Origin of the sequence: Shewanella sp. SW32, assembly GCF_025653365.1 — a bacterium.
Lineage (GTDB): Bacteria > Pseudomonadota > Gammaproteobacteria > Enterobacterales > Shewanellaceae > Shewanella > Shewanella oncorhynchi.
This window is the reverse complement of record NZ_JAKKSJ010000003.1, coordinates 175,574-202,495: the sequence shown is the minus strand read 5'-3', so window position 1 is coordinate 202,495 and position 26,922 is coordinate 175,574. Positions and strand designations below refer to the sequence as shown.

The 26,922-nt window shown below is 44.9% G+C and carries 28 protein-coding genes; all 28 read left to right on the top strand.

Features of this window, described 5'->3' with window-relative positions; translation table 11 throughout:
* A partial coding sequence (locus L5M28_RS02970) for a flagellin (RefSeq protein WP_317629994.1) occupies window positions 1-906 on the top strand: 906 nt, incomplete at its 5' end.
* Window positions 907-1,021: 115 nt separating this feature from the next.
* Window positions 1,022-1,435 (top strand): flagellar protein FlaG, encoded by a 414-nt coding sequence (locus L5M28_RS02965; RefSeq protein WP_263202413.1) that lies wholly within the window; start codon window positions 1,022-1,024, stop codon window positions 1,433-1,435.
* Between the two features lie 33 nt (window positions 1,436-1,468).
* On the top strand, window positions 1,469-2,824 hold the full coding sequence (gene fliD, locus L5M28_RS02960) for a flagellar filament capping protein FliD (RefSeq protein WP_263202411.1): 1,356 nt from the start codon (window positions 1,469-1,471) through the stop codon (window positions 2,822-2,824).
* A 15-nt stretch (window positions 2,825-2,839) separates the two neighbouring features.
* Entirely contained in the window at window positions 2,840-3,181 is a 342-nt protein-coding gene (locus L5M28_RS02955; protein WP_109286369.1) for a hypothetical protein, read from the top strand.
* 6 nt (window positions 3,182-3,187) lie between these two features.
* Entirely contained in the window at window positions 3,188-3,598 is a 411-nt protein-coding gene (gene fliS, locus L5M28_RS02950; RefSeq protein ID WP_263202410.1) for a flagellar export chaperone FliS, read from the top strand.
* A gap of 286 nt (window positions 3,599-3,884) precedes the next feature.
* Window positions 3,885-5,318 carry a sigma-54 dependent transcriptional regulator gene (locus tag L5M28_RS02945; RefSeq protein ID WP_263202409.1) on the top strand — a complete coding sequence of 478 codons (1,434 nt, stop codon included), beginning with the start codon at window positions 3,885-3,887 and terminating at the stop codon, window positions 5,316-5,318.
* A 109-nt stretch (window positions 5,319-5,427) separates the two neighbouring features.
* Window positions 5,428-6,510 (top strand): sensor histidine kinase, encoded by a 1,083-nt coding sequence (locus L5M28_RS02940; RefSeq protein WP_259569481.1) that lies wholly within the window; start codon window positions 5,428-5,430, stop codon window positions 6,508-6,510.
* Window positions 6,503-7,846, top strand: coding sequence for a sigma-54-dependent transcriptional regulator (locus tag L5M28_RS02935; protein ID WP_106651076.1), 1,344 nt, complete (start codon window positions 6,503-6,505; stop codon window positions 7,844-7,846). Before L5M28_RS02940 ends, L5M28_RS02935 begins: the two co-directional genes overlap by 8 nt.
* A 229-nt stretch (window positions 7,847-8,075) precedes the next feature.
* Window positions 8,076-8,411 (top strand): flagellar hook-basal body complex protein FliE, encoded by a 336-nt coding sequence (gene fliE, locus L5M28_RS02930; RefSeq protein ID WP_006082407.1) that lies wholly within the window; start codon window positions 8,076-8,078, stop codon window positions 8,409-8,411.
* Between the two features lie 45 nt (window positions 8,412-8,456).
* Entirely contained in the window at window positions 8,457-10,139 is a 1,683-nt protein-coding gene (gene fliF, locus L5M28_RS02925) for a flagellar basal-body MS-ring/collar protein FliF (RefSeq protein ID WP_198555691.1), read from the top strand.
* Window positions 10,132-11,184, top strand: a complete 1,053-nt coding sequence (gene fliG, locus L5M28_RS02920) for a flagellar motor switch protein FliG (RefSeq protein WP_006082405.1) — start codon at window positions 10,132-10,134, stop codon at window positions 11,182-11,184. Before fliF ends, fliG begins: the two co-directional genes overlap by 8 nt.
* Window positions 11,171-12,166 carry a flagellar assembly protein FliH gene (gene fliH, locus L5M28_RS02915; protein ID WP_263202406.1) on the top strand — a complete coding sequence of 332 codons (996 nt, stop codon included), beginning with the start codon at window positions 11,171-11,173 and terminating at the stop codon, window positions 12,164-12,166. The genes fliG and fliH overlap by 14 nt, the downstream gene beginning before the upstream one ends.
* Window positions 12,135-13,472: a flagellar protein export ATPase FliI gene (gene fliI / locus L5M28_RS02910; protein ID WP_028761187.1), complete on the top strand. Its 1,338-nt coding sequence runs from the start codon at window positions 12,135-12,137 to the stop codon at window positions 13,470-13,472. Before fliH ends, fliI begins: the two co-directional genes overlap by 32 nt.
* Before the next feature lie 29 nt (window positions 13,473-13,501).
* Window positions 13,502-13,948 (top strand): flagellar export protein FliJ, encoded by a 447-nt coding sequence (gene fliJ, locus L5M28_RS02905; RefSeq protein WP_028761186.1) that lies wholly within the window; start codon window positions 13,502-13,504, stop codon window positions 13,946-13,948.
* Between the two features lie 242 nt (window positions 13,949-14,190).
* Window positions 14,191-15,786, top strand: coding sequence for a flagellar hook-length control protein FliK (locus L5M28_RS02900; RefSeq protein ID WP_263202405.1), 1,596 nt, complete (start codon window positions 14,191-14,193; stop codon window positions 15,784-15,786).
* An 84-nt stretch (window positions 15,787-15,870) separates the two neighbouring features.
* Window positions 15,871-16,398, top strand: a complete 528-nt coding sequence (gene fliL, locus L5M28_RS02895) for a flagellar basal body-associated protein FliL (protein WP_028761184.1) — start codon at window positions 15,871-15,873, stop codon at window positions 16,396-16,398.
* Window positions 16,399-16,437: 39 nt separating this feature from the next.
* A complete protein-coding gene (fliM, locus tag L5M28_RS02890; RefSeq protein ID WP_105251943.1) occupies window positions 16,438-17,466 on the top strand; it encodes a flagellar motor switch protein FliM in 1,029 nt (342 codons plus the stop codon).
* An 11-nt stretch (window positions 17,467-17,477) separates the two neighbouring features.
* Window positions 17,478-17,858, top strand: a complete 381-nt coding sequence (fliN, locus tag L5M28_RS02885; protein ID WP_028761182.1) for a flagellar motor switch protein FliN — start codon at window positions 17,478-17,480, stop codon at window positions 17,856-17,858.
* A gap of 138 nt (window positions 17,859-17,996) precedes the next feature.
* Window positions 17,997-18,314, top strand: coding sequence for a flagellar biosynthetic protein FliO (fliO, locus tag L5M28_RS02880; RefSeq protein ID WP_372838760.1), 318 nt, complete (start codon window positions 17,997-17,999; stop codon window positions 18,312-18,314).
* A complete protein-coding gene (fliP, locus tag L5M28_RS02875; RefSeq protein WP_263148455.1) occupies window positions 18,311-19,057 on the top strand; it encodes a flagellar type III secretion system pore protein FliP in 747 nt (248 codons plus the stop codon). Before fliO ends, fliP begins: the two co-directional genes overlap by 4 nt.
* A gap of 18 nt (window positions 19,058-19,075) precedes the next feature.
* Window positions 19,076-19,345 (top strand): flagellar biosynthesis protein FliQ, encoded by a 270-nt coding sequence (gene fliQ / locus L5M28_RS02870; protein ID WP_113939469.1) that lies wholly within the window; start codon window positions 19,076-19,078, stop codon window positions 19,343-19,345.
* Window positions 19,346-19,349: 4 nt separating this feature from the next.
* Window positions 19,350-20,147: a flagellar biosynthetic protein FliR gene (fliR, locus tag L5M28_RS02865; protein WP_028761179.1), complete on the top strand. Its 798-nt coding sequence runs from the start codon at window positions 19,350-19,352 to the stop codon at window positions 20,145-20,147.
* A gap of 18 nt (window positions 20,148-20,165) precedes the next feature.
* Window positions 20,166-21,296 (top strand): flagellar biosynthesis protein FlhB, encoded by a 1,131-nt coding sequence (flhB, locus tag L5M28_RS02860; protein WP_263202403.1) that lies wholly within the window; start codon window positions 20,166-20,168, stop codon window positions 21,294-21,296.
* A 108-nt stretch (window positions 21,297-21,404) separates the two neighbouring features.
* Window positions 21,405-23,504, top strand: coding sequence for a flagellar biosynthesis protein FlhA (gene flhA / locus L5M28_RS02855; RefSeq protein ID WP_113939472.1), 2,100 nt, complete (start codon window positions 21,405-21,407; stop codon window positions 23,502-23,504).
* Between the two features lie 11 nt (window positions 23,505-23,515).
* Entirely contained in the window at window positions 23,516-24,898 is a 1,383-nt protein-coding gene (flhF, locus tag L5M28_RS02850; protein ID WP_131523092.1) for a flagellar biosynthesis protein FlhF, read from the top strand.
* A 4-nt stretch (window positions 24,899-24,902) separates the two neighbouring features.
* Entirely contained in the window at window positions 24,903-25,784 is an 882-nt protein-coding gene (locus L5M28_RS02845) for a MinD/ParA family protein (RefSeq protein WP_006082389.1), read from the top strand.
* On the top strand, window positions 25,777-26,490 hold the full coding sequence (locus L5M28_RS02840) for an RNA polymerase sigma factor FliA (protein ID WP_028761175.1): 714 nt from the start codon (window positions 25,777-25,779) through the stop codon (window positions 26,488-26,490). Before L5M28_RS02845 ends, L5M28_RS02840 begins: the two co-directional genes overlap by 8 nt.
* Before the next feature lie 47 nt (window positions 26,491-26,537).
* On the top strand, window positions 26,538-26,921 hold the full coding sequence (gene cheY, locus L5M28_RS02835) for a chemotaxis response regulator CheY (RefSeq protein ID WP_007649667.1): 384 nt from the start codon (window positions 26,538-26,540) through the stop codon (window positions 26,919-26,921).
* The last annotated feature ends 1 nt before the right edge of the window (window position 26,922 follow it).

Sequence of the window (26,922 nt, the reverse complement as noted above, 5' to 3'; positions counted from 1 at the left end):
ATTTCAGGTGCAGGGACTGTATACGGTAAAGCGGCCACAACCAATTTAGCAACGGCCATTGGTACTGTTACAGGTGTTGCTGGCTTTGCTATCAATGGTAAAACAGTGGCGGTTGGAGCAGATGCCTATGTTACTACTGTTGCAGATGACATTAATAAGGCTGGCACAGGCGTTAAGGCTGAAGCCTCTCTCAGCACTACGTTAAAAGGTTTGAGTCTAACAGATACAGGTAAACTCAATATTGTCAGCAACGCTGGAGCAAAAGTTGATTCATATGACTTATCCACATACAAGGGTGATTCAAAAGCATTAGCTGCTGACTTAGGCAAGGCTGGCTATGATATCAGTTATGATACTGATACTGGTGACATCACTATTAATGCTAAAGGGGTTGATGGGGTTGAGCTTACCGGGGGAACAGCAGCATCAACAGCAAAATTAGGTGGTAATACAGCTGATGATACAAATACCTCAGTCAGTGTAGCGTCTTCACTGAATCTATCATCTTCAGACAAATTTAGTGTTTCAGGTGGTGCAGCCGTTAATGAGTTGTTAGGCGGTGGAGTGACAGCAACCGGTGGTAGCTCAACATTGAATTCGGTAAGCAAGATTGATATCAATACTGCGAAAGGTGCTCAGGATGCGCTGGCAGTGATTGACGCTGCAATTGCAGGTATTGACGGCCAACGTGCCGATTTAGGTGCGGTACAAAACCGTATGAACTTCACCATCAACAACTTGAGCAATATCTCGACTAACGTGTCTGATGCTCGTAGCCGAGTACAAGATGTGGACTTTGCGAAAGAAACTGCCACTATGACCAAACAGCAGATTCTGTCACAAACCTCATCTGCGATGCTGGCACAGGCGAACCAACTTCCTCAAGTGGCCTTGTCACTGCTGTAAGCGAAGTAAAGGTTTTCGTTTGACTGGGCAGAGGGAGGGCAGTTTTGCTCTCCCTTTATTGTTCTAGTGTTACCGCATCTGTTGTATGGCCGATGCAAAATATAGGAAACACGATATGAGTGACGTAACATTAAATGCAGGCATTGGACTGCAATCGGTAGTGAATGCGGCAACCAAATCGGCTATCCCTCCACAACAGATAGTTGTTGATGCAGCTACAAACGTTAAAAATGGTGTAAATTTTGCTTTAAATTCCGATGTTGTCAATGCGTTGGCAGATACAGCTAATGTAGATCAACAAGAAGAACAAACATCTCTGACTCAAGTTGCAAGTTCATTGACTGAAACCATGTCAATGATGAAAAAAGGGCTAGAGTTTAAAGTTGATGAGCTTGAAGGTTTACCAGTCGTGAGTGTCGTGGATGTGAACTCTGGTGAACTGATCCGCCAAATTCCTTCAGAAGAGGCTTTGGCATTGGCTGAAAAGATGTCGGAAATTGCTGGCGTATTGATGAAAACAGAGGCCTAAGTCAATAAAGACTCAGAGGCAGGGGAGGTTAACATGGCGGGTTTAACTGCAAGCGGCATTGGTTCAGGGCTTGATATTGGTGGCATAGTCTCAGCTTTGGTAAACGCTGAAAAGGCTCCCAAAGAGGCGCAATTCAATAAGACCGAAGGCCTTGTTAATACTCAAATCTCGGCTCTAGGCGCATTAAAAAGCAGTATTTCTGATTTTTTGGATAAATTGAAGCCATTGTCTGAAGCTAAAACCTTTACTGGGTTTACTTCTAAGTTATCTAAAAGCGACTATTTGTCGGCCAAGACTGATTCCGATGCAGTTGCAGGCAGTTATAACTTAGTGGTTGAGCAGCTCGCTCAAAGTCAGAAAGTAGGCTCGGCTAACGTCACAGATGTCACAGCGCCCATTGGTAGTGGCTCTTTGGCAATTGATGTCGCTGGAAAAAGCTTCTCCATAGATGTTGCGAGCGGTGATTCACTTCAGGATATTGTAAAAAAAATCAATAAGGCTGACGACAATGTTGGGGTAACGGCCACCATCATCAACAGTGATGCTGGACCGCAGATGGTGCTGACATCCAATAAAACGGGCACAGCAAATCAAATCCAAGTGACAGCAAACGATGATACAGGTACTGCCCTTGCCGATACCTTCACCATGACTGAGGTGCAGGGTGCCAAGGATGCAATTCTGTATGTGGATGGCCTCAAGGTGACATCAAATTCTAATGAGGTTAGGGATGCAATACAGGGCGTGACTTTGACTCTTAAAGATGCCGATGTCGATAAATCTACCACATTGACAATTGAGCAAGATAAGGCGTCTGCAACCAAAGCCATAAAGGAGTTTGTTGAATCTTATAACACCATGACAAGCACAGTGAAGGGAATGTCGGGTTATGATCCTAAAACTAAACAGGTGGGAATATTCCAAGGTGACTCTCTTATTCGTAGCTTGCAAAGCCAGTTTCGCGGGGTGATCTCTTCCTCTTATGGCGATGGTATGGCGCTAGCAAACCTAGGCATTAAAACCACACGTGATGGAACCTTGGAGCTGGATGAGGATACCTTAAAAAAAGCTCTTGAGAATGATATAAGTGCAGTGGCCGACTTCTTTACCACAGAGGGAACCGGATTTGCTGCCAAAATGACTAGTGTGGGTGAAGCATATACTCAATCAGGGGGATTGCTTGATAGCCGTGATGAAACATTGGATAACCGACTTTCCCGTCTAGGGGATGAAAGAGCAGCTTTTGCGTTGAAAATGAAAGCCTATGAAGCTCGGCTTACCAAGCAGTTTAATGCTATGGATTTGATGGTTGGCCAGCTTAATTCGCAAGGTAGCACTATTCAGGCTCGTATCGATTCGTTACCTGGATTAGTCTCAAATAAGAAATAATATTGAGTGACCCACATGTCTGAATCAATAAATGCTCATGCTGAGCTGCAGTTAGTAAACAAGTTAGTGCATGAAACATTATCACATTTGGATACAGTTGCAGGTAATCTTGATGAGTCAGAAGAATTGGCAAGTATCCTGCAAGAACTGATAAACAGGCGTCAAGAATTGTTACTACAATGGCTGCCTGACACAACTCAAGATGATGTTACGTTACTTACTGAACAGCAAAAGCTAAGTCTGACATTCGAGCAATGTGTTGCTAATGTTAGGCAGCAGTACGCCAATGAGTTAGCACTCAGAAAAAGTAACACTTCAAAAGTAAATTTGTATAAAACTTTGGATGCAAACAGGTAGGTAGTTATGAGAGGCTCACTCCAGTCTTATCGTAAAGTTTCCCTCGAGAGTCAGATCGCAGATGCTTCTCCACACAGAATTACTCAGATGTTGTTTAATGGGGCATTGGAACGCATCGCTCAATCAAAAATAGCAATGGAACAAGGTGATATAGCCAATAAAGGTTTATTGATTGGTAAGGCTATCGGTATCATTCTCGGGCTAAAAAACACTCTAGTGATGGATGCAGGTGGTGATATTGCTACTAATTTAGCCAATCTTTACGATTTTATGGTACAACGTTTAACTGATGCAAATGTGCAAAACGATCCTGTGGCATTAGATGATGTTGCTGGATTGTTGCGCGAAATCAAGGAAGCATGGGATGCTATCCCTGCGGATAAACATAATTTATCTTCCCATACTGAAGCGAGTTAATGGGGTTATAGATCAACAGGAAGAAGGCGCACTGAGTGCGTCTTTTTTTTGGCTGATGTCAATTTATTGACTGTTTTAACTAGAATCATGGCATAAATGAACTAAAATGAATTCAGTTTGGCATAATCCGCATCCGAAGCTTGCTTCTCGACTGCTGATAATACAATATTCATCACAGTAGTGATGGTGGCACAGATTGTTACATTGAATTTGTTAAGCTTTTACAGCAACTAATCATAAATAATTAATGCGAATTAATACCTATTAGCGCTTTACGGCCTACTGAATGATGCAAACAGATCAACGAATTTTACTTGTCGGAACCCCATCAGAGCGCTTAAGTCGCCTGTGTTGCATTTTTGATTTTTTAGGTGAGCAAATTGCACAAATTGACGCCGAAAAATTAAGTGCTAGCCTCCAAGATACTCGTTTTCGAGCTTTAGTTATCCTAACTGATGTTATGGATGCTGATGCACTTAAAAACATCGCGGGTCAACATCCATGGCAACCTATGCTGTTGCTTGGCAACGTTGACGATCTGCAAGTGTCTAACATTCTTGGAAACATTGAGGAACCTTTAACCTATCCTCAACTCACCGAATTACTACACTTCTGTCAAGTATTTGGCCAAGTTAAGCGCCCTCAAGTCCCCACAAGTGCAAATCAAACTAAGTTATTCCGAAGCTTGGTTGGGCGCAGTGATGGTATTGCCAATGTAAGACACTTGATTAATCAAGTGGCGACATCTGAGGCGACTGTACTAGTACTGGGTCAATCCGGTACCGGTAAAGAAGTGGTCGCCCGTAATATCCATTATTTGTCTGAGCGTCGTGATGGCCCTTTTATTCCTGTTAACTGTGGTGCTATACCGCCAGAGTTGTTAGAGAGTGAACTTTTTGGTCATGAGAAGGGATCATTTACTGGGGCTATCTGTTCTCGTAAGGGCCGTTTCGAATTGGCGGAAGGTGGCACACTATTTCTCGATGAAATTGGTGACATGCCATTGCAGATGCAAGTTAAATTGCTTCGTGTACTGCAAGAACGGGTATTTGAGCGTGTTGGCGGCACTAAGACCATCAATGCCGATGTGCGCGTTGTAGCAGCGACACATAGAGATTTAGAAACCATGATCAGCGTGAATGAGTTCCGCGAGGATCTCTATTACCGCCTAAACGTATTCCCGATTGAAATGCCTGCGCTATGTGATCGCAAGGACGATGTGCCTTTGCTATTACAAGAGTTGGTTAGCCGAGTCTACAACGAAGGCCGTGGCAAGGTGCGTTTTACGCAGCGTGCGATAGAGTCGTTAAAAGAACATGCTTGGTCGGGTAACGTGCGTGAGCTGTCTAATTTAGTCGAACGCCTCACCATTTTATATCCGGGTGGATTGGTTGATGTTAACGACTTACCCGTTAAGTATCGCCATATCGATGTGCCCGAATATTGTGTTGAGATGAGCGAAGAGCAACAGGAACGTGATGCTTTGGCTTCTATCTTTAGTGATGAAGAGCCGGTTGAAATCCCTGAGACGCGTTTCCCTAGTGAGCTACCACCTGAAGGCGTGAACCTTAAGGATTTATTAGCAGAACTGGAAATCGACATGATACGTCAGGCGCTAGAGCTGCAAGATAACGTTGTTGCTCGCGCGGCTGAGATGCTCGGAATACGTCGTACAACGCTAGTAGAAAAAATGCGTAAGTACGGAATGACCAAAGATTAGTTTTCTATTTTATTGTTATATAAGTAGTTTTAACCTCTAAAGTTCAATTTCTAATTTGGCATAGATACTGCAGTCACTCCGTCATAAGCAATTTTTTGACGGAGTGACTATGTCAGCCAACCCACTAGCGCAAATTGAGTCATTCAAGCACACTAGCAAACAATGGAACCAACTGCGTGAGGCCGCTAATATGTCCAATCGAATGGAGCATATTTTACAGGCTATGCCATCCGGCGTGGTGATTATCAATGGCGACGGTATAGTCACGGATGCCAATCCGGTTGCAGTTGAATTACTAGAGCGCTCCTTGTGTGGCGTTCGCTGGATTGATGTGATCCACAGTGCCTTTGCGCCACAGGATGATGATGGCCACGAAGTGTCACTGCGTAATGGCCGCCGCGTTAAATTAGCCATTACGCCACTGACGCCAGAGCCTGGTCAATTAATTGTGTTAACTGATCTGACTGAAACTCGATTATTACAGAAAAATCTATCCCATCTACAACGCTTATCTGCACTGGGTAAAATGGTTGCGACCTTGGCACATCAAGTGCGCACGCCTTTATCTGCCGCTTTGCTATATGCCTCTAATCTTGCAAGTCCTAAGTTATCCGATGCCGCTAAAGCAAAATTCCAGCAAAAGCTTGTTGATAGACTCAATGAACTGGAGCGTCAGGTTAACGACATGCTATTGATGGCGAAAGGCCGTCAGGATGAACTCGGAGATTTGATTACGCTTGCTGAGGTTATCGACAATGTATTGGCAAATTGTGAGCCGATAGCGGCTAAGCAAGGTTGTGACTTGTCATTTGATGATGCATCAAGCAGTTCAATGTTAGCCAATTCAAATGCATTAAGCTCGGCAATCAACAATTTAGTGATGAACAGTATCGAAGCTGGCGCCACTGAGATTCGTATTCAAGCGGCAGAAGAGGGCGAACAGTTGCTACTGAATGTCATCGACAATGGCAAAGGTTTAGATGCCAATATGCAGCAGAAGGTACTTGAACCTTTCTTTACAACTAAGTCGCAGGGAACTGGGCTCGGGTTAGCGGTTGTGCAATCTGTGGTGCGTAATCATGGAGGACAACTGCAATTAAGTTGCTTACCGAATAAAGGTTGCACTGTGTCTTTAGTCTTCCCAAGGGCTAAATCTGCGGTGATATTACCTTTGGAGATTACCCATGTCTGAAGCAAAGTTATTGCTCGTTGAAGATGATGCCTCATTGCGTGAAGCCTTGTTGGATACCTTAATGTTGGCTCAGTATGAGTGCATTGATGTTGCCTCCGGTGAAGACGCTATCTTAGCCTTGAAACAACATCAATTTGATTTAGTCATTAGTGATGTGCAGATGCAAGGCATTGGTGGGTTAGGATTATTAAACTTCCTACAGCAACATCATCCTAAGTTGCCAGTGTTGTTGATGACAGCTTATGCCACGATTGGTAGTGCGGTGGATGCCATTAAATTAGGCGCTGTCGATTACTTAGCGAAACCTTTTGCGCCAGAAGTCTTGCTCAATCAAGTGTCCCGCTATTTGCCGTTAAAACAAAATGTGGATCAGCCAGTTGTTGCCGATGAGAAGAGTTTAGCTTTATTAGCACTGGCTCAGCGGGTTGCTGCATCCGATGCTTCGGTCATGATCTTAGGCCCAAGCGGCTCGGGTAAAGAAGTCTTGGCCCGTTATATTCATCAACACAGTAGCCGTGCCGATCAAGCTTTTGTGGCCATTAACTGTGCTGCAATTCCCGAGAATATGCTTGAAGCTACCCTTTTTGGTTATGAAAAGGGCGCATTTACTGGCGCCTATCAAGCGTGTCCGGGGAAATTTGAGCAGGCTCAAGGTGGCACTTTGCTGCTAGATGAAATCTCTGAGATGGATTTAGGCTTACAAGCTAAGTTATTGCGGGTATTGCAAGAGCGTGAAGTTGAGCGTTTAGGCGGCCGTAAAACCATTAAGCTCGATGTACGCGTGCTTGCCACATCCAATCGCGACTTAAAAGCCGTGGTAGCCGCCGGTGGATTTAGGGAAGATCTCTACTATCGAATCAACGTGTTCCCCTTAGCTTGGCCCGCATTAAGTCAACGTCCTGCGGATATTCTGCCTCTTGCGCGTCATTTACTGGTTAAGCATGCCAAGGCATTGAATGTCGCCGATGTGCCTGAGTTGGATGAAAATGCACGTCGACGTTTATTGAGTCATCGCTGGCCGGGGAACGTACGTGAACTCGATAATGTTATACAGCGGGCTTTGATATTAAGAGCCGGTCAAGTGATCACCGCCAATGACATTATTATCGATGCGCAGGATGTGATTTTAGGCGGCGAAGACCTAGATCAATTTGCTGCCGAGCCAGACGGTTTAGGGGAAGAGCTTAAAGCGCAGGAGCATGTGATTATTTTAGAAACCCTTAATCAATGCCAAGGAAGCCGCAAACTGGTCGCTGAAAAACTGGGGATAAGCGCCCGAACCCTAAGATACAAGATGGCAAGAATGCGTGATATGGGCATTCAACTGCCAAATTAGTCTTTAAATTCAAGTGATAATCTTGCAGCCTCCCCATGAGTGTGAGGCTGCATTTATTAAGATATACCACCGCAAAAGTGACCTACTTTATCCAGAATCCTTAGTTTTAACTTCTTCTTATCCCGTCAATTTGTTATCAATCACGACCATTTGAAAACTTGGCCGTTATTTTGCATTGTCCTGTTATAGGTATTTTGATCGTCAAGAACTCGACGACTGGGAGCTCAGCATGCAAATAGGCGCAAATTCATTCCTGCAAGAAATGCAGAAACTCCAAGGCGAAATTACGCCGTCTTTTGGCGTTCAGCCAAATATCATGCAGCAAGTTAATAACACCAGTGGTGCGGACTTCGGTCAGTTACTCTCGCAAGCCGTCGGCAATGTCAGCGGCTTACAGTCGACATCATCAAACCTCGCGACGCGTTTAGAAATGGGAGATACTACCGTCACTTTGTCGGATACTGTTATCGCCCGTGAGAAAGCCAGTGTCGCCTTCGAGGCAACGGTACAAGTACGAAATAAACTTGTCGAAGCCTATAAAGAAATAATGAGCATGCCTGTCTAGGCCAGTGAATAACCCAATTAGCAGGTACGAATCGTGAGCACAGAAATGATTGTCGGATCCAATTCCGGCTTAGCTGACCAAGGTGTCCAGCAAGAACATAAGTCAGGAATGATGGGAAACCTTGGCGGTGTCGATATGATGCGTCAAGTAACTATGATTTTAGCCTTGGCGATTTGTTTGGCCTTGGCCGTATTTGTCATGCTGTGGGCACAGGAGCCTGAGTATCGTCCATTGGGAAAAATGGAAACTCAGGAAATGGTTCAAGTATTAGATGTGCTTGATAAAAATAAAGTTAAGTATCAAATCGACGTGGACGTGATTAAAGTCCCCGAAGATAAATATCAAGAAGTGAAAATGATGCTGAGCCGCGCAGGCGTCGACAGCCCTGCAGCTAGTCAAGATTTCTTGAATCAAGACAGCGGCTTTGGTGTTAGCCAACGTATGGAGCAAGCCCGTCTTAAGCACAGCCAAGAAGAAAACCTTGCCCGTGCAATTGAGCAACTACAAAGTGTTAGCCGCGCCAAAGTGATCCTCGCGTTACCTAAAGAAAACGTCTTTGCTCGCAATGCCTCAAAACCAAGTGCGACTGTGGTCATCAATACCCGCCGTGGCGGTTTAGGCCAAGGTGAAGTCGACGCTATCGTTGATATCGTTGCCTCTGCTGTGCAAGGTTTAGAGCCATCACGGGTGACGGTAACTGACTCGAACGGCCGCTTATTAAACTCAGGCAGCCAAGATGGCGCGTCTGCGACTGCCCGTCGCGAGCTTGAATTAGTACAGCAAAAAGAAGCAGAGTATCGCACTAAGATTGAATCGATTTTGGTACCTATCTTAGGTCCTGATAATTTCACCTCTCAAGTCGATGTTAGCATGGACTTTACTGCGGTCGAACAAACCTCTAAGCGTTACAACCCTGATTTACCAGCCCTGCGCAGCGAAATGACCGTTGAAAATAATACCACTGGCGGCTCTTCGGGTGGGATCCCTGGTGCGCTATCGAATCAGCCACCAATGGAGTCAAACATTCCGCAAGATGCGACTAAAGCGACCGAGTCTGTCACTGCGGGTAATTCACACCGTGAGGCGACACGTAATTTTGAGTTAGATACCACCATTAGCCATACCCGTCAGCAAGTTGGCGCCGTTCGCCGCATTAGTGTGTCGGTTGCTGTGGACTTTAAACCCGGTGCTGCCGGAGAAAATGGTCAAGTGGCGCGTGTTGCCCGTACTGAACAAGAGCTGACCAACATTCGTCGTTTACTCGAAGGGGCAGTCGGTTTTAGCTCGCAACGGGGTGATGTGTTAGAAGTGGTAACGGTTCCCTTTATGGATCAATTAGTTGAAGACTTGCCAGCACTAGAACTGTGGGAGCAACCTTGGTTCTGGCGCGCGATTAAGCTCGGTATTGGTGCGCTAGTGATTCTGGTACTGATTTTAGCTGTGGTACGGCCTATGCTGAAACGCTTAATCTATCCTGACAGTGTGAATATGCCTGAGGATGGCAGATTAGGTAACGAACTGGCCGAAATTGAGGACCAGTACGCGGCAGATACGCTAGGGATGCTCAATACCCAAGAGGCGGAATACAGTTATGCCGATGATGGTTCAATTCATATCCCTAATTTGCACAAAGATGATGATATGATTAAAGCTATCCGTGCGCTCGTGGCGAATGAGCCTGAGCTCTCTACTCAAGTCGTGAAAAACTGGTTACAAGACAATGGCTGAGAATAAAACGAAAGAAGTGGCTCCAGCGGCCCCACCTGCCTTTAACATTAAGGATATTAGCGGTGTCGAAAAGACCGCGATCTTACTCCTCAGTTTGAGTGAGGCCGATGCTGCATCTATTTTAAAACACTTAGAGCCGAAGCAAGTGCAAAAAGTGGGTATGGCGATGGCGGCAATGGATGAGTTTGGTCAAGAAAAAGTCATCGGGGTACATAAGCTGTTTCTCGATGATATACAAAAGTATTCTTCTATTGGTTTCAACAGCGAAGAGTTCGTTCGTAAAGCCTTAACCGCCGCGCTGGGTGAAGATAAAGCGGGTAATCTGATTGAACAGATTATCATGGGCAGCGGTGCTAAAGGTTTGGATTCGTTGAAATGGATGGATGCACGCCAAGTAGCGACCATTATTCAAAACGAACATCCTCAGATCCAAACGATCGTGTTGTCCTATTTAGAACCCGATCAGGCGGCGGAAATTTTTGGTCAATTCCCTGAAAATACTCGCTTAGATTTGATGATGCGGATTGCGAATCTTGAAGAAGTTCAGCCCGCTGCACTGCAAGAGCTGAACGACATCATGGAGAAACAGTTTGCCGGTCAAGGTGGCGCACAGGCCGCGAAAATGGGTGGCCTAAAAGCGGCTGCCAACATCATGAACTATTTAGATACGGGTATCGAAAGTCAGTTGATGGAAACCATGCGCGAGTCTGATGAAGAAATGGCGCAGCAAATCCAAGACTTGATGTTCGTGTTTGAAAACTTAATCGATGTTGATGACCGTGGTATTCAAGCACTGCTCCGTGAAGTGCAGCAAGATGTACTGATGAAGGCGCTTAAAGGCACAGATGATCAGCTGAAAGAAAAAATCTTGGGCAACATGTCAAAACGTGCCGCAGAATTGCTGCGTGACGATCTTGAGGCCATGGGTCCAATCCGTATCAGTGAAGTGGAAGTCGCCCAAAAAGAAATCCTGTCTATTGCCCGTCGCTTAAGTGACAGCGGCGAAATTATGTTAGGCGGCGGTGGTGGCGATGAGTTCCTCTAATCCGAGCGACAATAAACCGTCAAATAAGGTTTTGAGCGACGGTGATATTGAGTTTAGTCACTGGGCACTGCCAGATGTGACTGAAGCCGATGACGATTCTATCTCAAATCTGTTCGGCCATTCGAATCATCAAGCCGCTAAGTCGACTACAGTGGAAAGTGTTTCTCCACCGACTATGGCTGAGATTGAAGACATTCGCGCCCAAGCCGAAGAAGAAGGCTTTAGCGAGGGTAAGCTGCAAGGGTATGAGCAAGGGCTAGAAAAAGGACGTTTAGAAGGGTTAGAGCAAGGCCATACTGAAGGGCTCGCCCAAGGGCATGAGCAAGGATTAGAAACCGGTTTAGCCCAAGCAAAAATATTGCTCTCGCGTTTTGAAACCTTATTAGCTCAATTTGAAAAACCATTGCAATTGCTCGATGGCGATATTGAACTTTCGCTACTGAACCTGAGTATGACATTAGCGAAATCTGTCATTGGCCACGAATTAAAAACTCATCCAGAACAAGTGCTTTCGGCATTGCGCTTAGGTATAGAATCGCTGCCGATAAAAGAACAAACAGTCACAATCCGCTTGCATCCTGACGATGTTATTTTAGTCGAACAACTTTATTCCAGCGCTCAATTGACCCGCAGTAAGTGGGAACTTGAAGTTGACCCTTCCTTAAGCCCAGGTGACTGTATTCTCAGTAGTCATCGTTCTTTAGTCGATTTGACCCTCGCATCGCGTATTGATGCTGTGTTTGAGTCTTTACGGAACCAACATGCTCACTTAAGTGACAAGCAGCGTCAATTGCAAGAGGCGATAGAGGTTGAAGATACCGCTAAACACGTTGCTGCTTCTGAGGCTGTGGGATCAGAGCTTGATGATCAGGTTGTCGATACGGTTTCTCAACATGCTGAGGATATACAATCTGCCTCAAACACAGGTGAGCAATTAGAGGCAAAATCAGATGCAAAATCGCCAACATCAACTGCTGAATAGGCTTAATCATCATCAGGGTAAGGTGCCGCCATTTCGCGCAGTGGCCAGTGGTCAACTGGTGCGTGTTGTCGGCTTAACCTTAGAAGCAAGCGGTTGCCGTGCGCCTGTGGGCAGTTTATGTTCGATCGAAACCATGGCGGGCGAGTTAATCGCCGAGGTAGTCGGGTTTGATGGCGAACTATTATATTTAATGCCCATTGAAGAATTACGTGGTGTATTGCCCGGTGCGCGGGTTGTGCCTTTGGGGGAACAAACTGGACTCAATGTTGGTTTATCCCTACTAGGACGCGTACTCGATGGTAACGGCGTGCCTTTAGATGGTTTAGGCGCGTTGCAAACCGACCAACAAGCGCCAAGACATAGCGCTGCCATTAATCCCTTATCCCGCCGTGCTATTACTGAACCGCTGGACGTTGGCGTTCGCGCTATCAACGCTATGCTGACCGTGGGCAAAGGCCAACGTATGGGCTTGTTTGCGGGCTCAGGTGTCGGTAAGAGTGTGCTCTTAGGTATGATGACTCGCGGTACCACCGCCGACATTATTGTGGTTGGGCTAGTGGGTGAGCGTGGCCGGGAAGTGAAAGAGTTTATTGAGGAAATTCTTGGTGAGAAGGGTCGAGCGCGTTCAGTCGTTGTTGCTGCGCCTGCGGATACATCGCCTCTGATGCGCCTTCGCGCCTGTGAAACCTCGACTCGTATTGCCGAATACTTTCGCGATTTAGGCTATAACGTTTTATTGCTTATGGACAGTTTAACACGCTACGCCCAAGCGCAGCGTGAAATTGCTTTGGCTGTGGGTGAACCGCCTGCGACTAAAGGTTATCCGCCTTCTGTGTTTGCAAAATTGCCACGTTTAGTTGAGCGCGCCGGAAACGGTGGCCCCGGGCAAGGTTCAATTACGGCATTTTATACTGTGTTGACGGAAGGGGACGATCAACAGGATCCCATTGCCGATGCTTCGCGGGCGATCCTCGATGGTCACATTGTCTTGTCACGTTCGCTTGCGGATTCGGGGCACTATCCTGCGATTGATATTGAAGCTTCTATTAGCCGAGTCGCGCCAATGGTGATCTCCAATGAACATTTGGAAGCAATGCGCCGCGTGAAACAAACCTATTCTTTGTATCAGCAAAATCGAGATTTGATTTCTATTGGGGCCTATGCCCAAGGAAGCGATCCTCGCATTGATAATGCGATACGACTGCAGCCAGCAATGAATGCTTTTTTGCGACAAACCATGCGTGATGCATTTAGCTTTGCAGATAGCCAAGTCATGCTTGGGCAACTTGCTGCACAGTGCAAATAATGGCGTCATCGAATTAATCGAGGTCTAGTATGGCTAACGCCGATCCCTTGTTGTTAGTGTTAAAGCTTGCCAATGATGCCGAAGAACAAGCGGCATTATTGTTAAAATCTGCGCAATTAGAATGTCAAAAACGGTTGAATCAACTCAGTGCACTCAATAACTATCGCTTAGAATACATGAAGCAAATGCAATCACAGCAAGGTCAAGCCATCAGTGCTAGTCACTATCACCAGTTTCACCGTTTTATTCGTCAGATCGATGACGCAATTATCCAGCAAAATCGCGTCGTAGCCGACGGTGAAAAGCAAAAAGAATATCGACAACAACATTGGTTGGAAAAGCAAAAAAAACGTAAGGCAGTAGAATTACTCTTAGCCAGTAAAGAGAAGAAGCGTCAAGTGGTTGAACAAAAAAGGGAGCAAAAAATGACCGATGAATTTGCTTCCCAGCAATTTTATCGCCGTCATCAACGTTAGTGAAATGATAGGCATCTTTACTGCTCGCTAGCCGGATAGGCTCTTTAGTTTTTTTGTATTGATGGCATAAGCATCAATTCGGCACCTCTCAGTGTTAATTCTTTTCGATATGCTGTCGTAAAATCTGATGTTTTGGCATCTTATTTGCTTTGATTTAGTCCATGACCCTGCAACCGCAGTGTTTAATTGACGTTTTTACCTAGCCATTTTCTTTTTTTGCTGGGTGATGTTTGGGAGCTCTTATGCAACAAATGACCAATATCCTGTTAAGTAAAACAGGCAACTCTGCGGCCAATTCCGCTAAGACATCTTCCCAAGAGTCTAATAATGAAGACTTTTCATCTACACTTGCGTCAGTCACTGCTAGCTCATTTTCTATTTCTGCGTCTAAAAAAACCATTGCTAACACTGATGATACTGTGCAGGTTACCTCTGCTGATAAAGTAAAAGATGACGATATATCAACTGATGACGCCGACGTAAACCTCATTTTTGCCCAAATTAGCATGGCAAATGATATGAAGAAAACGGCATCAGATGGAGATAGTTTGCCGCTAGCATTTTTAAATGCTGAAGAAGATATAACTGGTGAAGAAAATATTGATACTTCATCAGCTTTATTAACCGGCTCAGCATTGGCATCTACTGTTTCTGCTGAGATTGAACTGGCATCAGATATAGATGCCGATGAAGCGGGTTTTTCTGCTGAATTACAAAAGTTAGTTTCTACTAGTCCAGATATGGCAGCAATTTCAATCGCAGATGACGTTAAACCATCATCTTTGACTGATAAGTCACTCGTACATATTCTCCCCATAGACCCAAATATACTTGAAGCGTCAGCGGATACTGATGCTGTGATTGACCCAAATTTGACCGATGACGCTTCAGAATTACCTTTAGAAGACACTGAGCTTGTCTCTGCCACTGAAGTCGGGGTGAGTATAGATGAGTCTTTAGTTGAGAATGAGGTCACACTTAATGCTGTGATTAATCAAGCGGGCTTAGCGAACAGTGCAACGATAAAGTCGGTAACCAACACTGCGGCAAAAGCAACGACTAGTAGCTCTACAGTGAATAGTCTCAATACGGCTAATATCGCGACCTCGGGAAATACTTTCGACCTGAATACCTTAGGCTCTTCAACTTCATCTGAACCATTAGATACAACATCTGTAACAGAAAGTGATCTTGATGGGAGTCCCAATTCCGATTTGGCTGCTAACCTATTACTGAAAGATGCTAAATTAACGGTTGCGATGGATATTCCCAGAGACGAAAGTTTTATGGATGATAGTAATACTTTCTCAGAACTTAAGTCGACATCATCCATACAGACACTCTCGATGTCACAATTAAATCGCCAAGAAACCATGCAAGTTCAGTTGTCATTGCGTCAAGGAGTAGAACAGCAAAACCAAATGCAGGAGATGATCCAACGATTTTCACCTGTGATGAAGCAGCAATTGATTACTATGGTGAGTCAAGGCATCCAACATGCGGAAATCCGGCTCGATCCACCTGAACTTGGACATATGTTGGTAAAGATCCAAGTGCATGGCGACCAAACCCAAGTACAGTTTCATGTTACTCAGCCGCAAACGCGCGATCTGGTTGAACAAGCTATGCCAAGATTACGTGAGTTATTGCAAGAGCAAGGGATGCAGTTGGCTGACAGCCATGTTTCTCAAGGCGATCAAGGTGAGCGTCGTGAAGGTAGTTTCGGTGATGGCGGCAGTTCAAATGCGGCAGACATGGATGAAATCTCGGCAGAAGAGTTACATTTAGGTTTAAATCAAGCGATTAGTGTAACTTCAGGTATAGATTATTACGCTTAAGCAGGTAACCTATAGCAATGACTGACATAATTACGTTTCAAATAAAACTGTAATGAGTTTCCGCCTAAATTAAAGAGAATAGTGATGGCTAAGGAAGAATCGTTAGAACTTGAAAGTACTGAAGAGCCTAAGAGTAAGAAGAAACTATTTATTTTTGCTGGTGTAGGCGTTTTAGTCGCGCTGTTAATCGGTGGCGGCGTCTGGTTCTTTATGGGAAGCAGTACCGAAGAGGTTCCCGCCGTAGCAGCAGATAGTGCTGTTCAGGCTGAAGTACCAGCATCAGGAGAAGTAGCTACCGCATCATACGTGCCTATGCCACGTCCTTTTTTATTCAACTTACCAGGGCCTGATAGGGCTCGTTTAGTTGAGATTAAAGTGCAGCTTATGGTGCGTGGTACCGATGATGATGTGCTAACACAAAAACATATTCCGCTGATTGAAGATGCGCTTTTAACGACCTTTAGTGGTGCAGATGTGCAAAAGCTCAGCACGCAAGCGGGGAAAGATGAGTTACGGCAGTTAGCACTTTTGAGTGTGCAAAATACTCTACAGTCAGTAACTGGGCGTAAGGTTGTCGAGAAAGTACTATTTACCGGTTTTGTAATGCAATAATCCTTTAACTTCAGCACCAAAAGAGGCGAAGGCAATATAGTGAGTGATTTATTAAGCCAAGACGAAATTGATGCGCTATTGCACGGGGTTGATGACGTTGATGATGACGAAATTGACGCTGTTGGAGAAGATGCCCGTTCCTACGATTTCTCTTCCCAAGATCGAATAGTTCGTGGGCGTATGCCGACGCTGGAAATCGTGAATGAGCGTTTTGCGCGCCATTTGCGCATTAGTATGTTTAATATGATGCGCCGAGCGGCCGAAGTGTCGATCAACGGTGTACAGATGCTCAAGTTTGGTGAGTACGTACATACGCTTTTTGTTCCTACTAGCTTGAATATGGTGCGTTTTAGCCCACTCAAAGGCACAGCATTGATCACCATGGAAGCGCGACTGGTATTTATCCTAGTGGATAACTTCTTTGGTGGCGATGGGCGTTTCCATGCCAAGATTGAAGGGCGAGAATTTACGCCGACAGAAAGACGAATCGTACAGTTACTGCTTAAGATTATATTTGAAGATTATAAAGATGCTTGGGCGCCCGTAATGGATGTTGAGTTTGATTATTTGGACTCTGAAGTCAATCCCGCCATGGCGAACATTGTTAGTCCTACCGAAGTTGTGGTGATTAATTCATTCCATATTGAAGTCGATGGAGGTGGTGGTGATTTTCACATCACTATGCCTTACTCCATGATTGAACCTATCCGAGAGTTACTCGATGCGGGTGTGCAAAGTGACAAGCAAGATACTGATATGCGTTGGTCACAGGCATTGCACGATGAAATCATGGATGTGAAGGTCGGGTTCGATGCCAATATTGTTGAACATGAATTAACGCTCAAAGAGGTCATGAATTTTAAAGCGGGCGATATTATTCCTATTGAGTTACCCGAGTTTATCATGATGAAAATCGAGGATTTACCGACATATCGTTGTAAAATGGGCCGTTCTAGAGATAACCTAGCGCTTAAAATATGTGAGAAAATCCCTCGGCCAGAGACAGTTAAATCTGAGCTGCAATTGGTGACACGTAAGGGTAAATCTCGTGATATATCAGAATTATAAGGTGAAGTAAGATGAGCACAGACGATACGGATGATTGGGCTGCAGCAATGGCAGAACAAGCGTTAGAAGAAGCCAACGCAATTGAACTCGATGAGCTGGTTGATGATTCAAGACCTATTTCTAAGGCTGAAGCGGCTAAGTTAGATACAATTTTAGATATTCCTGTCACCATTTCGATGGAAGTGGGCCGCAGCTATATTAGTATTCGAAACTTATTACAACTTAACCAAGGTTCTGTGGTTGAGTTAGATAGAGTCGCAGGTGAACCGTTAGATGTGATGGTCAATGGCACGCTTATCGCTCACGGTGAAGTGGTGGTGGTAAACGATAAATTCGGTATTCGCTTAACGGATGTGATCAGTCAAACTGAGCGAATTAAAAAGCTTAAATAATTCGAGATGTAAAAGTCGTTGGAACTTTAAATGAGCACATCGGTAATACAGAGTTTAGTGATAGCGGTTCAAGCGAGCGCCGATAGCCTCGGTGGGGAAGGCGCAGTGAATATTGCTTCAATAGCGCCTGCTGCAAACATGGCTGAACCTTCTCAAGTTGCGACCTTAGCAAGTATGTTAGGTGGCTTGATTCTGGTTTTATTATTAATTTTCGCGTTAGCTTATTTACTGAGAAGGTTTAATTTAGTCCCCACGACCAATGGCGTACTAAAGACCATTGCTGTGACTTCCCTCGGTCAAAAAGAGCGTTTAGTCTTGGTTCAGGTGGGAGAACAACAATATTTGCTTGGGGTTAGCTCGCAGCAGGTGAGTTTGATTGATAAGTTAGCTGAACCTATCCATCTAGAAGCTGATTCGTTTGCGAGTCGATTACGTCAGGCGAAATTAAAACAATGACAACACGTATCCTCGCGTTAGTTGGGTTAGTTATGTTGCTATTGATGCCGTCAGTATGGGCCGCAGATGGCGTCTTACCTGCTGTAACAGTAACAACGGCGCCAGACGGCTCAACGGAATATTCGGTCACAATGCAGATTTTACTGCTGATGACATCGCTGAGTTTTTTACCTGCGATGCTCATCATGTTGACCTCTTTCACGCGGATTATCATTGTCCTGTCGATATTACGCCAAGCCATTGGGTTACAACAGACGCCATCTAATCAAGTCTTAATTGGCATGAGTTTGTTCATGACTTTTTTTATCATGGCACCGGTATTCGACCGGATTTATGATGAAGGGGTGAAGCCTTATATCGATGAGCAATTAACCTTGCAGCAAGCGTTTGACAAAGGGAAAGAGCCGCTGAGAGGCTTTATGTTGGGCCAAGTAAGAACGACGGATTTAAAGACCTTTATTGAGATTTCTGGCTATAAGGATATTAAGTCTCCCGAAGAAGCACCTATGAGTGTGTTAGTGCCCGCTTTCATTACCAGTGAGTTAAAAACCGCATTTCAGATTGGCTTTATGCTATTTGTGCCTTTTTTAGTTCTCGATTTAGTGGTGGCGAGTATCTTGATGGCTATGGGGATGATGATGTTATCTCCCATGATAGTGTCGCTGCCGTTTAAGATCATGTTGTTTGTGCTCGTAGATGGTTGGAGCTTAGTCCTCGGGACATTAGCGAATAGTTTCGGATAGCCAAGGGAGAGTAAACACATGAGTCCTGAGGCGCTAATTGATATTTTTCGTGAAGCTCTCTCTGTTATCGTTATGATGGTGTCTGCTATTGTGTTGCCTGGTCTGGGGATAGGGTTAATCGTTGCTGTGTTTCAAGCGGCGACTTCGATTAACGAGCAGACCTTAAGTTTTCTTCCGCGTTTAATCATAACGCTGCTCGCACTAATGTTTATGGGGCACTGGTTAGTTGAAACCCTGATGGACTTTTTCATCGAGATGGTGAATCGCATCCCGCAAGTGATAGGCTAACGCGATGGAGCTGCTGCTCGATACCTTAATGCAAACCATTGCCGCTTATATTTGGCCATTGTTTCGCGTCGCGAGTATGTTGATGGTCATGGTGGTATTTGGGGCGGCAACGACACCAACACGAGTGCGCTTATTATTGGCTATGGCAATTACCTTTGCGATAGCACCCGTTCTTCCTCCAACTCAAAATGTGGATTTATTTTCGTTAAGCGCAGTATTCATCACCGCGCAGCAAATTATTATCGGTGTTGCCATGGGGTTTGTGACTCAAATGGTAATGCAAGTCTTTGTGCTCACTGGACAGATCATTGGTATGCAGACCAGTTTAGGCTTTGCCTCTATGGTTGACCCAGGTTCTGGCCAACAAACACCCGTTATTGGTAACTTTTTCCTTTTATTGGCGACATTGATTTTCTTAGCTGTGGACGGCCATCTTTTGATGATCCGTATGCTAGTGGCAAGCTTTGAAACTTTGCCAATTTCTAATCAAGGCTTAACACTCACAAGTTATCGATCACTGGCTGATTGGGGGTCGTATATGTTTGGTGCGGCACTCACTATGTCGATATCTGCGATTATCGCCTTGTTATTAGTCAACTTGTCCTTCGGGGTCATGACCCGCGCCGCACCGCAATTGAATATTTTCTCTATTGGTTTTCCGATCACTATGATTGGTGGACTGTTTATTCTGTGGTTAACCCTAACACCGGTAATGGCACACTTCGATGAAGTATGGTCGACGGCTCAAGTGCTGCTTTGCGATATGTTAGCGCTCCAATGTAACGCTGATGGCTTGATATGATGGGATTAGGAGAAGCCCATGGCTGAAGAATCAAGTGGCGAACGTACAGAGGAACCCACGGGGAGACGTCTAGAACAGGCGCGGGAAAAAGGACAGATTGCACGTTCGAAAGAACTCGGGACTGCAGCGGTATTGATTTCGGCGGCATGTGGGTTTTATATGCTAGGCCCAAGTTTGGCCATTAGCCTAACTCGGGTGTTTGAAATTGTATTTACCATGGATAGGGCGCAAATTTTTGATACTAATGAAATATTCAAAGTGTGGGGTGTTGTTGCGAGTGAAATAGCCTGGCCCATGGCTAAAATTATGCTACTGATTGTGGTTGTTGCGTTTATTGGTAACGTCTCTCTTGGAGGGATCAATTTTTCGACCCAAGCTATGATGCCAAAAGCCAGTAAAATGAGTCCCCTTGCTGGTTTTAAACGCATGTTTGGCGTGCAGGCTCTGGTTGAACTCACCAAAGGCATTGCTAAATTTTCGGTAGTAGCGTTTTCTGCTTATTTTTTATTAAGCTTCTATTTCAATGACATCATGTTGCTGTCTAGCGACCATCTTCCTGGTAATGTTTACCATGCATTAGATTTGTTGGTTTGGATGTTTATCCTGTTATGTTCCTCGATTTTGTTTATTGTTGTCATAGATGTGCCATTTCAACTTTGGAATCACAACAAACAACTTAAGATGACCAAACAAGAAGTAAAAGATGAGTATAAAGATACTGAAGGGAAGCCTGAAGTTAAAGGGCGAGTACGGCAGATGCAACGCGAGTTGGCTCAACGTCGAATGATGGCCGAAGTACCCAATGCCGATGTCATAGTTGTTAACCCAGAGCATTTTGCGGTAGCAATTAAATATGACGTGCAGCGTTCAGTCGCGCCTTTCGTTGTTGCCAAAGGTGTCGATGATGTCGCATTTAAAATTCGTGAGATAGCAAGGGCCCATAATGTGACAATCGTCTCTGCCCCACCATTAGCAAGAGCTATATACCATACGACTAAGTTAGATCAACAAATCCCTGAAGGGTTGTTTACCGCCGTGGCACAGATTTTGGCTTATGTATTTCAGTTGCGCCAGTACCAAAAAGGTCGAGGTCGCAAGCCTATCCCAATCCCGCTTAATCAACCCATTCCCGATGAGTTAAAATATTAAGACCTAAGCTAAAAACTCTTTGAAGTCGTGATATTATTGCAGGCCAATACGCTATTGGCGTATTTTTTGCTTTCATGCTGTCATACGTCAAAGTTTAGGTAAATATGAATGGATGTTAGAGCGACTTTAGGTCAAGTAAAACAAATGCGCTTGAGTACGTTTAAAGGTATAGGCACTCCTATACTCGTACTCGCAGCATTGGCCATGATAGTTTTACCTATCCCTCCATTTCTATTAGACATACTCTTTTCATTCAACATAGCCTTAGCGCTCATCGTATTATTAGTCGCAATTTATACTGATAGACCGTTGGATTTTGCTGCTTTCCCAAGTGTCCTGCTAGTGGCGACGTTATTACGTCTTGCGCTGAACGTTGCCTCTACTCGTGTGGTTTTACTTGAGGGTCATAATGGCGGTGATGCCGCGGGTAAGGTGATTGAAGCCTTCGGTTCTGTGGTTATCGGTGGTAACTATGCCGTTGGTTTAGTGGTCTTTATCATTTTGATTATCATCAACTTTGCGGTTGTGACTAAAGGTGCAGGTCGTATAGCTGAAGTTAGCGCCCGCTTTACCTTGGATGCTATGCCTGGTAAGCAAATGGCAATCGATGCCGATTTAAATGCCGGAACCTTAAACCAAGATCAAGCAAGATTACGCCGTGCTGAAGTGACCCGTGAAGCCGATTTCTATGGTGCGATGGACGGTGCGTCCAAATTCGTTAAAGGGGATGCGATTGCCGGTATCATGATCTTAGTCATTAATATCGTAGGTGGTTTCATCATAGGGATTGTGCAGCATGGCTTAAGTTTCTCTGAAGCGGTTGAAATTTATACCTTACTGACTATCGGTGATGGTTTAGTGGCGCAGATCCCAGGTCTATTATTGTCAATCGCCGCAGCCTTGATGGTGACCCGTCAAAACGAGTCGGGTGATATGGGCCAAATGATGATGAGTCAGATGTTTGACAGTCATAAGTCATTGGGTATCGCCGCCGGAGTCCTGTTTGTAATGGGTATTGTTCCTGGTATGCCGCACATGGCGTTTTTAAGCTTTGCCTTTATGACTGCTGGTGCAGCTTATTTTGTTTATAAACGAAATGAAAACAAACGTCTTAAAGCGCTAGAACAAGTGAAATCGGGTCCAATAGAAAGACAAGATAAAGAGCCTAAAGAGCTAGGTTGGGACGATGTACATCATGTTGATACTATTGGTCTTGAGGTTGGATATCGTTTGATCCCTCTGGTAGACAAGGGCCAAGGTGGCGAGTTACTAAGCCGCATTAAAGGCGTGCGTAAAAAGTTGTCTCAGGAATTAGGCTTCTTAGTGCCCGCGGTGCATATTCGCGATAACTTAGATTTATCACCTAATGCGTATCGCATTTCACTAATGGGCGTCGTCGTCGGAGAGGCAGATATTCGTCATGATTGCGAATTGGCGATCAACCCTGGTCAAGTCTATGGCAAACTCGATGGTATCGAAACGCGCGATCCCGCCTTTGGCCTGGAAGCTGTATGGATCGCCCCTGAGTTACGTGAGCACGCACAAACACTAGGTTATACCGTCGTCGATGCTGCGACGGTTGTTGCAACTCATATTAGTCAATTACTCACAAATAATGCTGCTAAGTTGTTAGGTTACGAAGAAGTGCAACAACTGATGGATATGCTTGCGAAACACTCACCTAAGCTGGTTGATGGCTTTATTCCAGATATCATGCCACTAGGACATGTCGTAAAAGTGATGCAGAACCTATTAAATGAAGGGGTTTCAGTTAGAGACTTGCGTACTATAGTGCAAACTTTGTTAGAATATGGCACTAAGAGCAATGACACTGAAGTCTTGACTGCCGCTGTACGTATCGCTTTGAAACGTATGATAGTTCAGGAAATCTCAGGCCCAGAGCTCGAAATCCCCGTCATTACTTTGGCGCCAGAGTTGGAACAGATGTTGCATCAGTCAATGCAAGCAACCGGTGGTGATGGTCCTAATATTGAACCCGGTCTTGCAGAACGCATGCAGCAGTCCCTTGCCGATGCGGCTCAGAAGCAAGAAATGGTCGGACAACCCGCCATATTGTTGACGTCAGGTATGTTACGCGCGACGCTGTCACGCTTTGTTAAACATACTATTCCTAATCTCAGAGTCATTTCATATCAAGAAATACCTGATGAGAAGCAAATACGTATCGTATCTGCAGTCGGCCAGTAGAGGACGCATAAGTGAAGATTAAACGATTTTTTGCCAAAGACATGCGCGCCGCACTGGCCCAAGTGAAAGAAACACTCGGCTCCGATGCCGTCATTATGTCAAATAAAAAAGTGAACGGTGGCATCGAAATTGTCGCTGCCGTTGACTATGACGAACCTAAAGCGAAAACTGCAGCCACTGCGCCAGCACCTACCTTTATGGACGTGAGCGACGATCTCGTGTCCCTAGGTGCTAAGCAGCCAGTTCGTGTAGAAACTCGCGCTAAGCCAGCCGCACCAGCAGACTCATTACAAGCCTTACTTGAGAAGCAGCAAAGCCGTTTGAATCAACAAATGTCACATCAGCAAGTTGATGCCGAGTTACCAGCATGGGCTAAGGGCTTACAAGCCCCTACTGCTGTGAAACCAGAACGTCGTGAAGCTCCTTCCTCGTTTGATAAAAAGCCACAAACATCACAGAAACAAAGTGCTGATATTGAGGCTATGCGTGATGAATTAGCATCACTGCGTAATTTACTGACACATCAAGTATCCTCCTTGATGACGGAACATAAAAAACGCATCGATCCCGTCGGTGCTATGCTCGAAGCCAAATTGCTTGAGGCTGAATTCTCCCCTGCGGTTGCGAATAAATTAGCCGCGCTGAGCCAGCATTATACGCCAGCTGAATTAGTCAGAGCATTACCACAAAGTCTTGCGAATATGCTTGATAATCAGGGCGATGACATTGTTAAGCAGGGCGGAGTGGTTGCATTAGTTGGTCCTACTGGGGTTGGTAAAACAACGTCATTAGCTAAACTTGCTGCCCGTTTTGCGGCACATCATGGTGCTGAACATGTTGCTTTAATTACCACAGATCATTATCGCATCGGAGCCTATGAGCAATTAGCAACTTATGGCAAAATAATGGGCTGTCCAGTAAAGCAAGCTCATGATCTAAATGAATTAGAACAAATTCTCTATCAGTTTAGGAATCGCAAGCTAGTATTGATAGATACGGCTGGCATGGGACAGCGAGATATGCGCCTTTACCAGCAACTTGATAATTTAACTGCAAATAGCAGGATACCTATCCGCAGTTATCTGGTACTGTCTGCGACAGGGCAGCGCCGTGTGCTGCAAGATGCAGTCAATCATTTTAAACGCATTCCCCTATCTGGTGTCGTTCTCACAAAACTCGATGAATCTGTGTCGTTAGCAGGGGCATTAAGTGTGTTGATCCAAAACGGATTACCATTAAGTTATATTACTGATGGACAAAGAGTTCCTGAAGATATGAAAGTTGCGGATACCCTAGATTTAGCCCAGCAGGCACTCGCAGCGTTAGATAGTACAGAACAACAATCATTACAAGACACAGCGTGGTCAGATAATATGGCCTGTGCATTTGAGTAGATTTATGACCCTGGATCAAGCAAGTGGTTTACGTATGATGAATCAACCCTATAACGAAAAAGTGAAAGTAATCGCGGTCACTGGCGGTAAAGGAGGCGTGGGTAAAACCAGCGTTTCTATTAATACTGCTGTGGCATTAGCCGAAAAAGGCAAGCGTGTCTTGGTACTTGACGCTGACCTTGGCTTAGCAAACGTCGACGTCATGCTGGGTATTCGTGCCGAGCGTAACCTCTCTCACGTGCTCTCTGGTGATGCAGAGCTTGACGATATTATCGTGCGTGGTCCAAAGGGGATAGGCATAGTACCAGCTACCTCTGGAACACAGGGGATGGTGGAATTAAGCCCTGCACAACATGCTGGATTAATCCGAGCATTTAGCGAGATGCGGACTCAGTTTGATATTCTAGTCGTAGATACAGCGGCTGGGATCTCAGATATGGTGCTCAGTTTCTCACGTGCTTCGCAGGATGTGCTAGTCGTTGTTTGTGATGAACCCACTTCGATTACCGATGCCTACGCCCTGATTAAAATTCTCAGCCGTGAGCATGGCGTGTTCCGTTTTAAAATAGTTGCCAATATGGTGCGTAGTTTACGCGAAGGTATGGAATTATTTGCTAAACTCAGTAAAGTGACCGACAGATTTTTAGATGTTGCACTTGAATTAGTCGCCACGATTCCATTTGACGAAAACTTACGTAAATCAGTTCGTAAACAAAAATTGGTGGTTGAAGCTTATCCTAAATCACCAGCGGCAATTGCGTATCAAGGATTGGCAAATAAAATTTTGAGCTGGCCTGTGCCGCAGCAACCTGGTGGGCATTTGGAGTTTTTCGTTGAGCGTTTAGTACAACGACCAGATTTTCAAGAGGAAAAAACGAGTGAATAAAGCCGCTGCGTATACTTGTTTAGACAATAAATCGTCGATCGTTGAACAGTATGCTCCGTTGGTTAAAAGAATTGCGCATCATTTACTCGCCAGACTACCTGCATCTGTGCAGTTAGATGATTTACTCCAAGCTGGGATGATGGGGTTACTAGAAGCATCATCCAAGTTTGATGGTGGCAAGGGGGCGAAATTTGAAACCTTCGCCGGCATACGCATACGTGGAGCCATGTTAGATGAAATTCGTCGTGGCGACTGGGTCCCTCGTTCCGTTCATCGTAACAATCGTAAGGTTGCACACGCTATTGATGAGTTAGAGCAAGAACTGGGCCGTGATGCACGCGACACAGAAATTGCAGAAAAACTTGATATGACGCTCGATGAGTACCATCATATTCTTAACGATGTTTCTGTCGGAAAAATCATAGGGATAGAAGATTTAGGCGTATCTCAGGATATACTTACAGTGAGTGATCGGTCCGATGATGATTCATTTGAAGCATTAGCTGAGAACCAATTTCATTCTGCTCTGGTTGAGGCAATTAAATTATTGCCTGAAAGAGATGCATTAGTGTTATCCCTGTACTACGATGAAGCATTGAATTTAAAAGAGATTGGCGCCATTCTTGAAGTCAGTGAATCGCGGGTTAGCCAGATATTAAGTCAGGCAATGTTGCGATTGAAAGCTAAACTCAAGCACTGGACATAAGTATAATTATTAATCGAGCACAGAATGTCAGCTCACCGGAGGAAACCTTGGACAAGAATATGAAGATTCTCATTGTTGACGATTTTTCGACAATGAGGCGTATCATCAAGAACTTGTTGCGAGACTTGGGGTTTAATAACACCCAAGAAGCAGACGATGGCTCAACAGCCCTGCCGATGTTGCAAAAGGGGGATTTTGATTTTGTTGTTACAGATTGGAATATGCCTGGTATGCAAGGAATCGATCTGTTAAAAGCAATTCGCGCTGATGATTCGCTAAAGCATTTACCCGTATTAATGGTGACTGCTGAAGCAAAACGTGAACAGATTATTGCTGCCGCTCAAGCGGGAGTGAATGGTTATGTGGTTAAGCCTTTTACCGCTGCAACGCTGAAAGAGAAGTTAGATAAAATATTCGAACGACTCGCTTGAG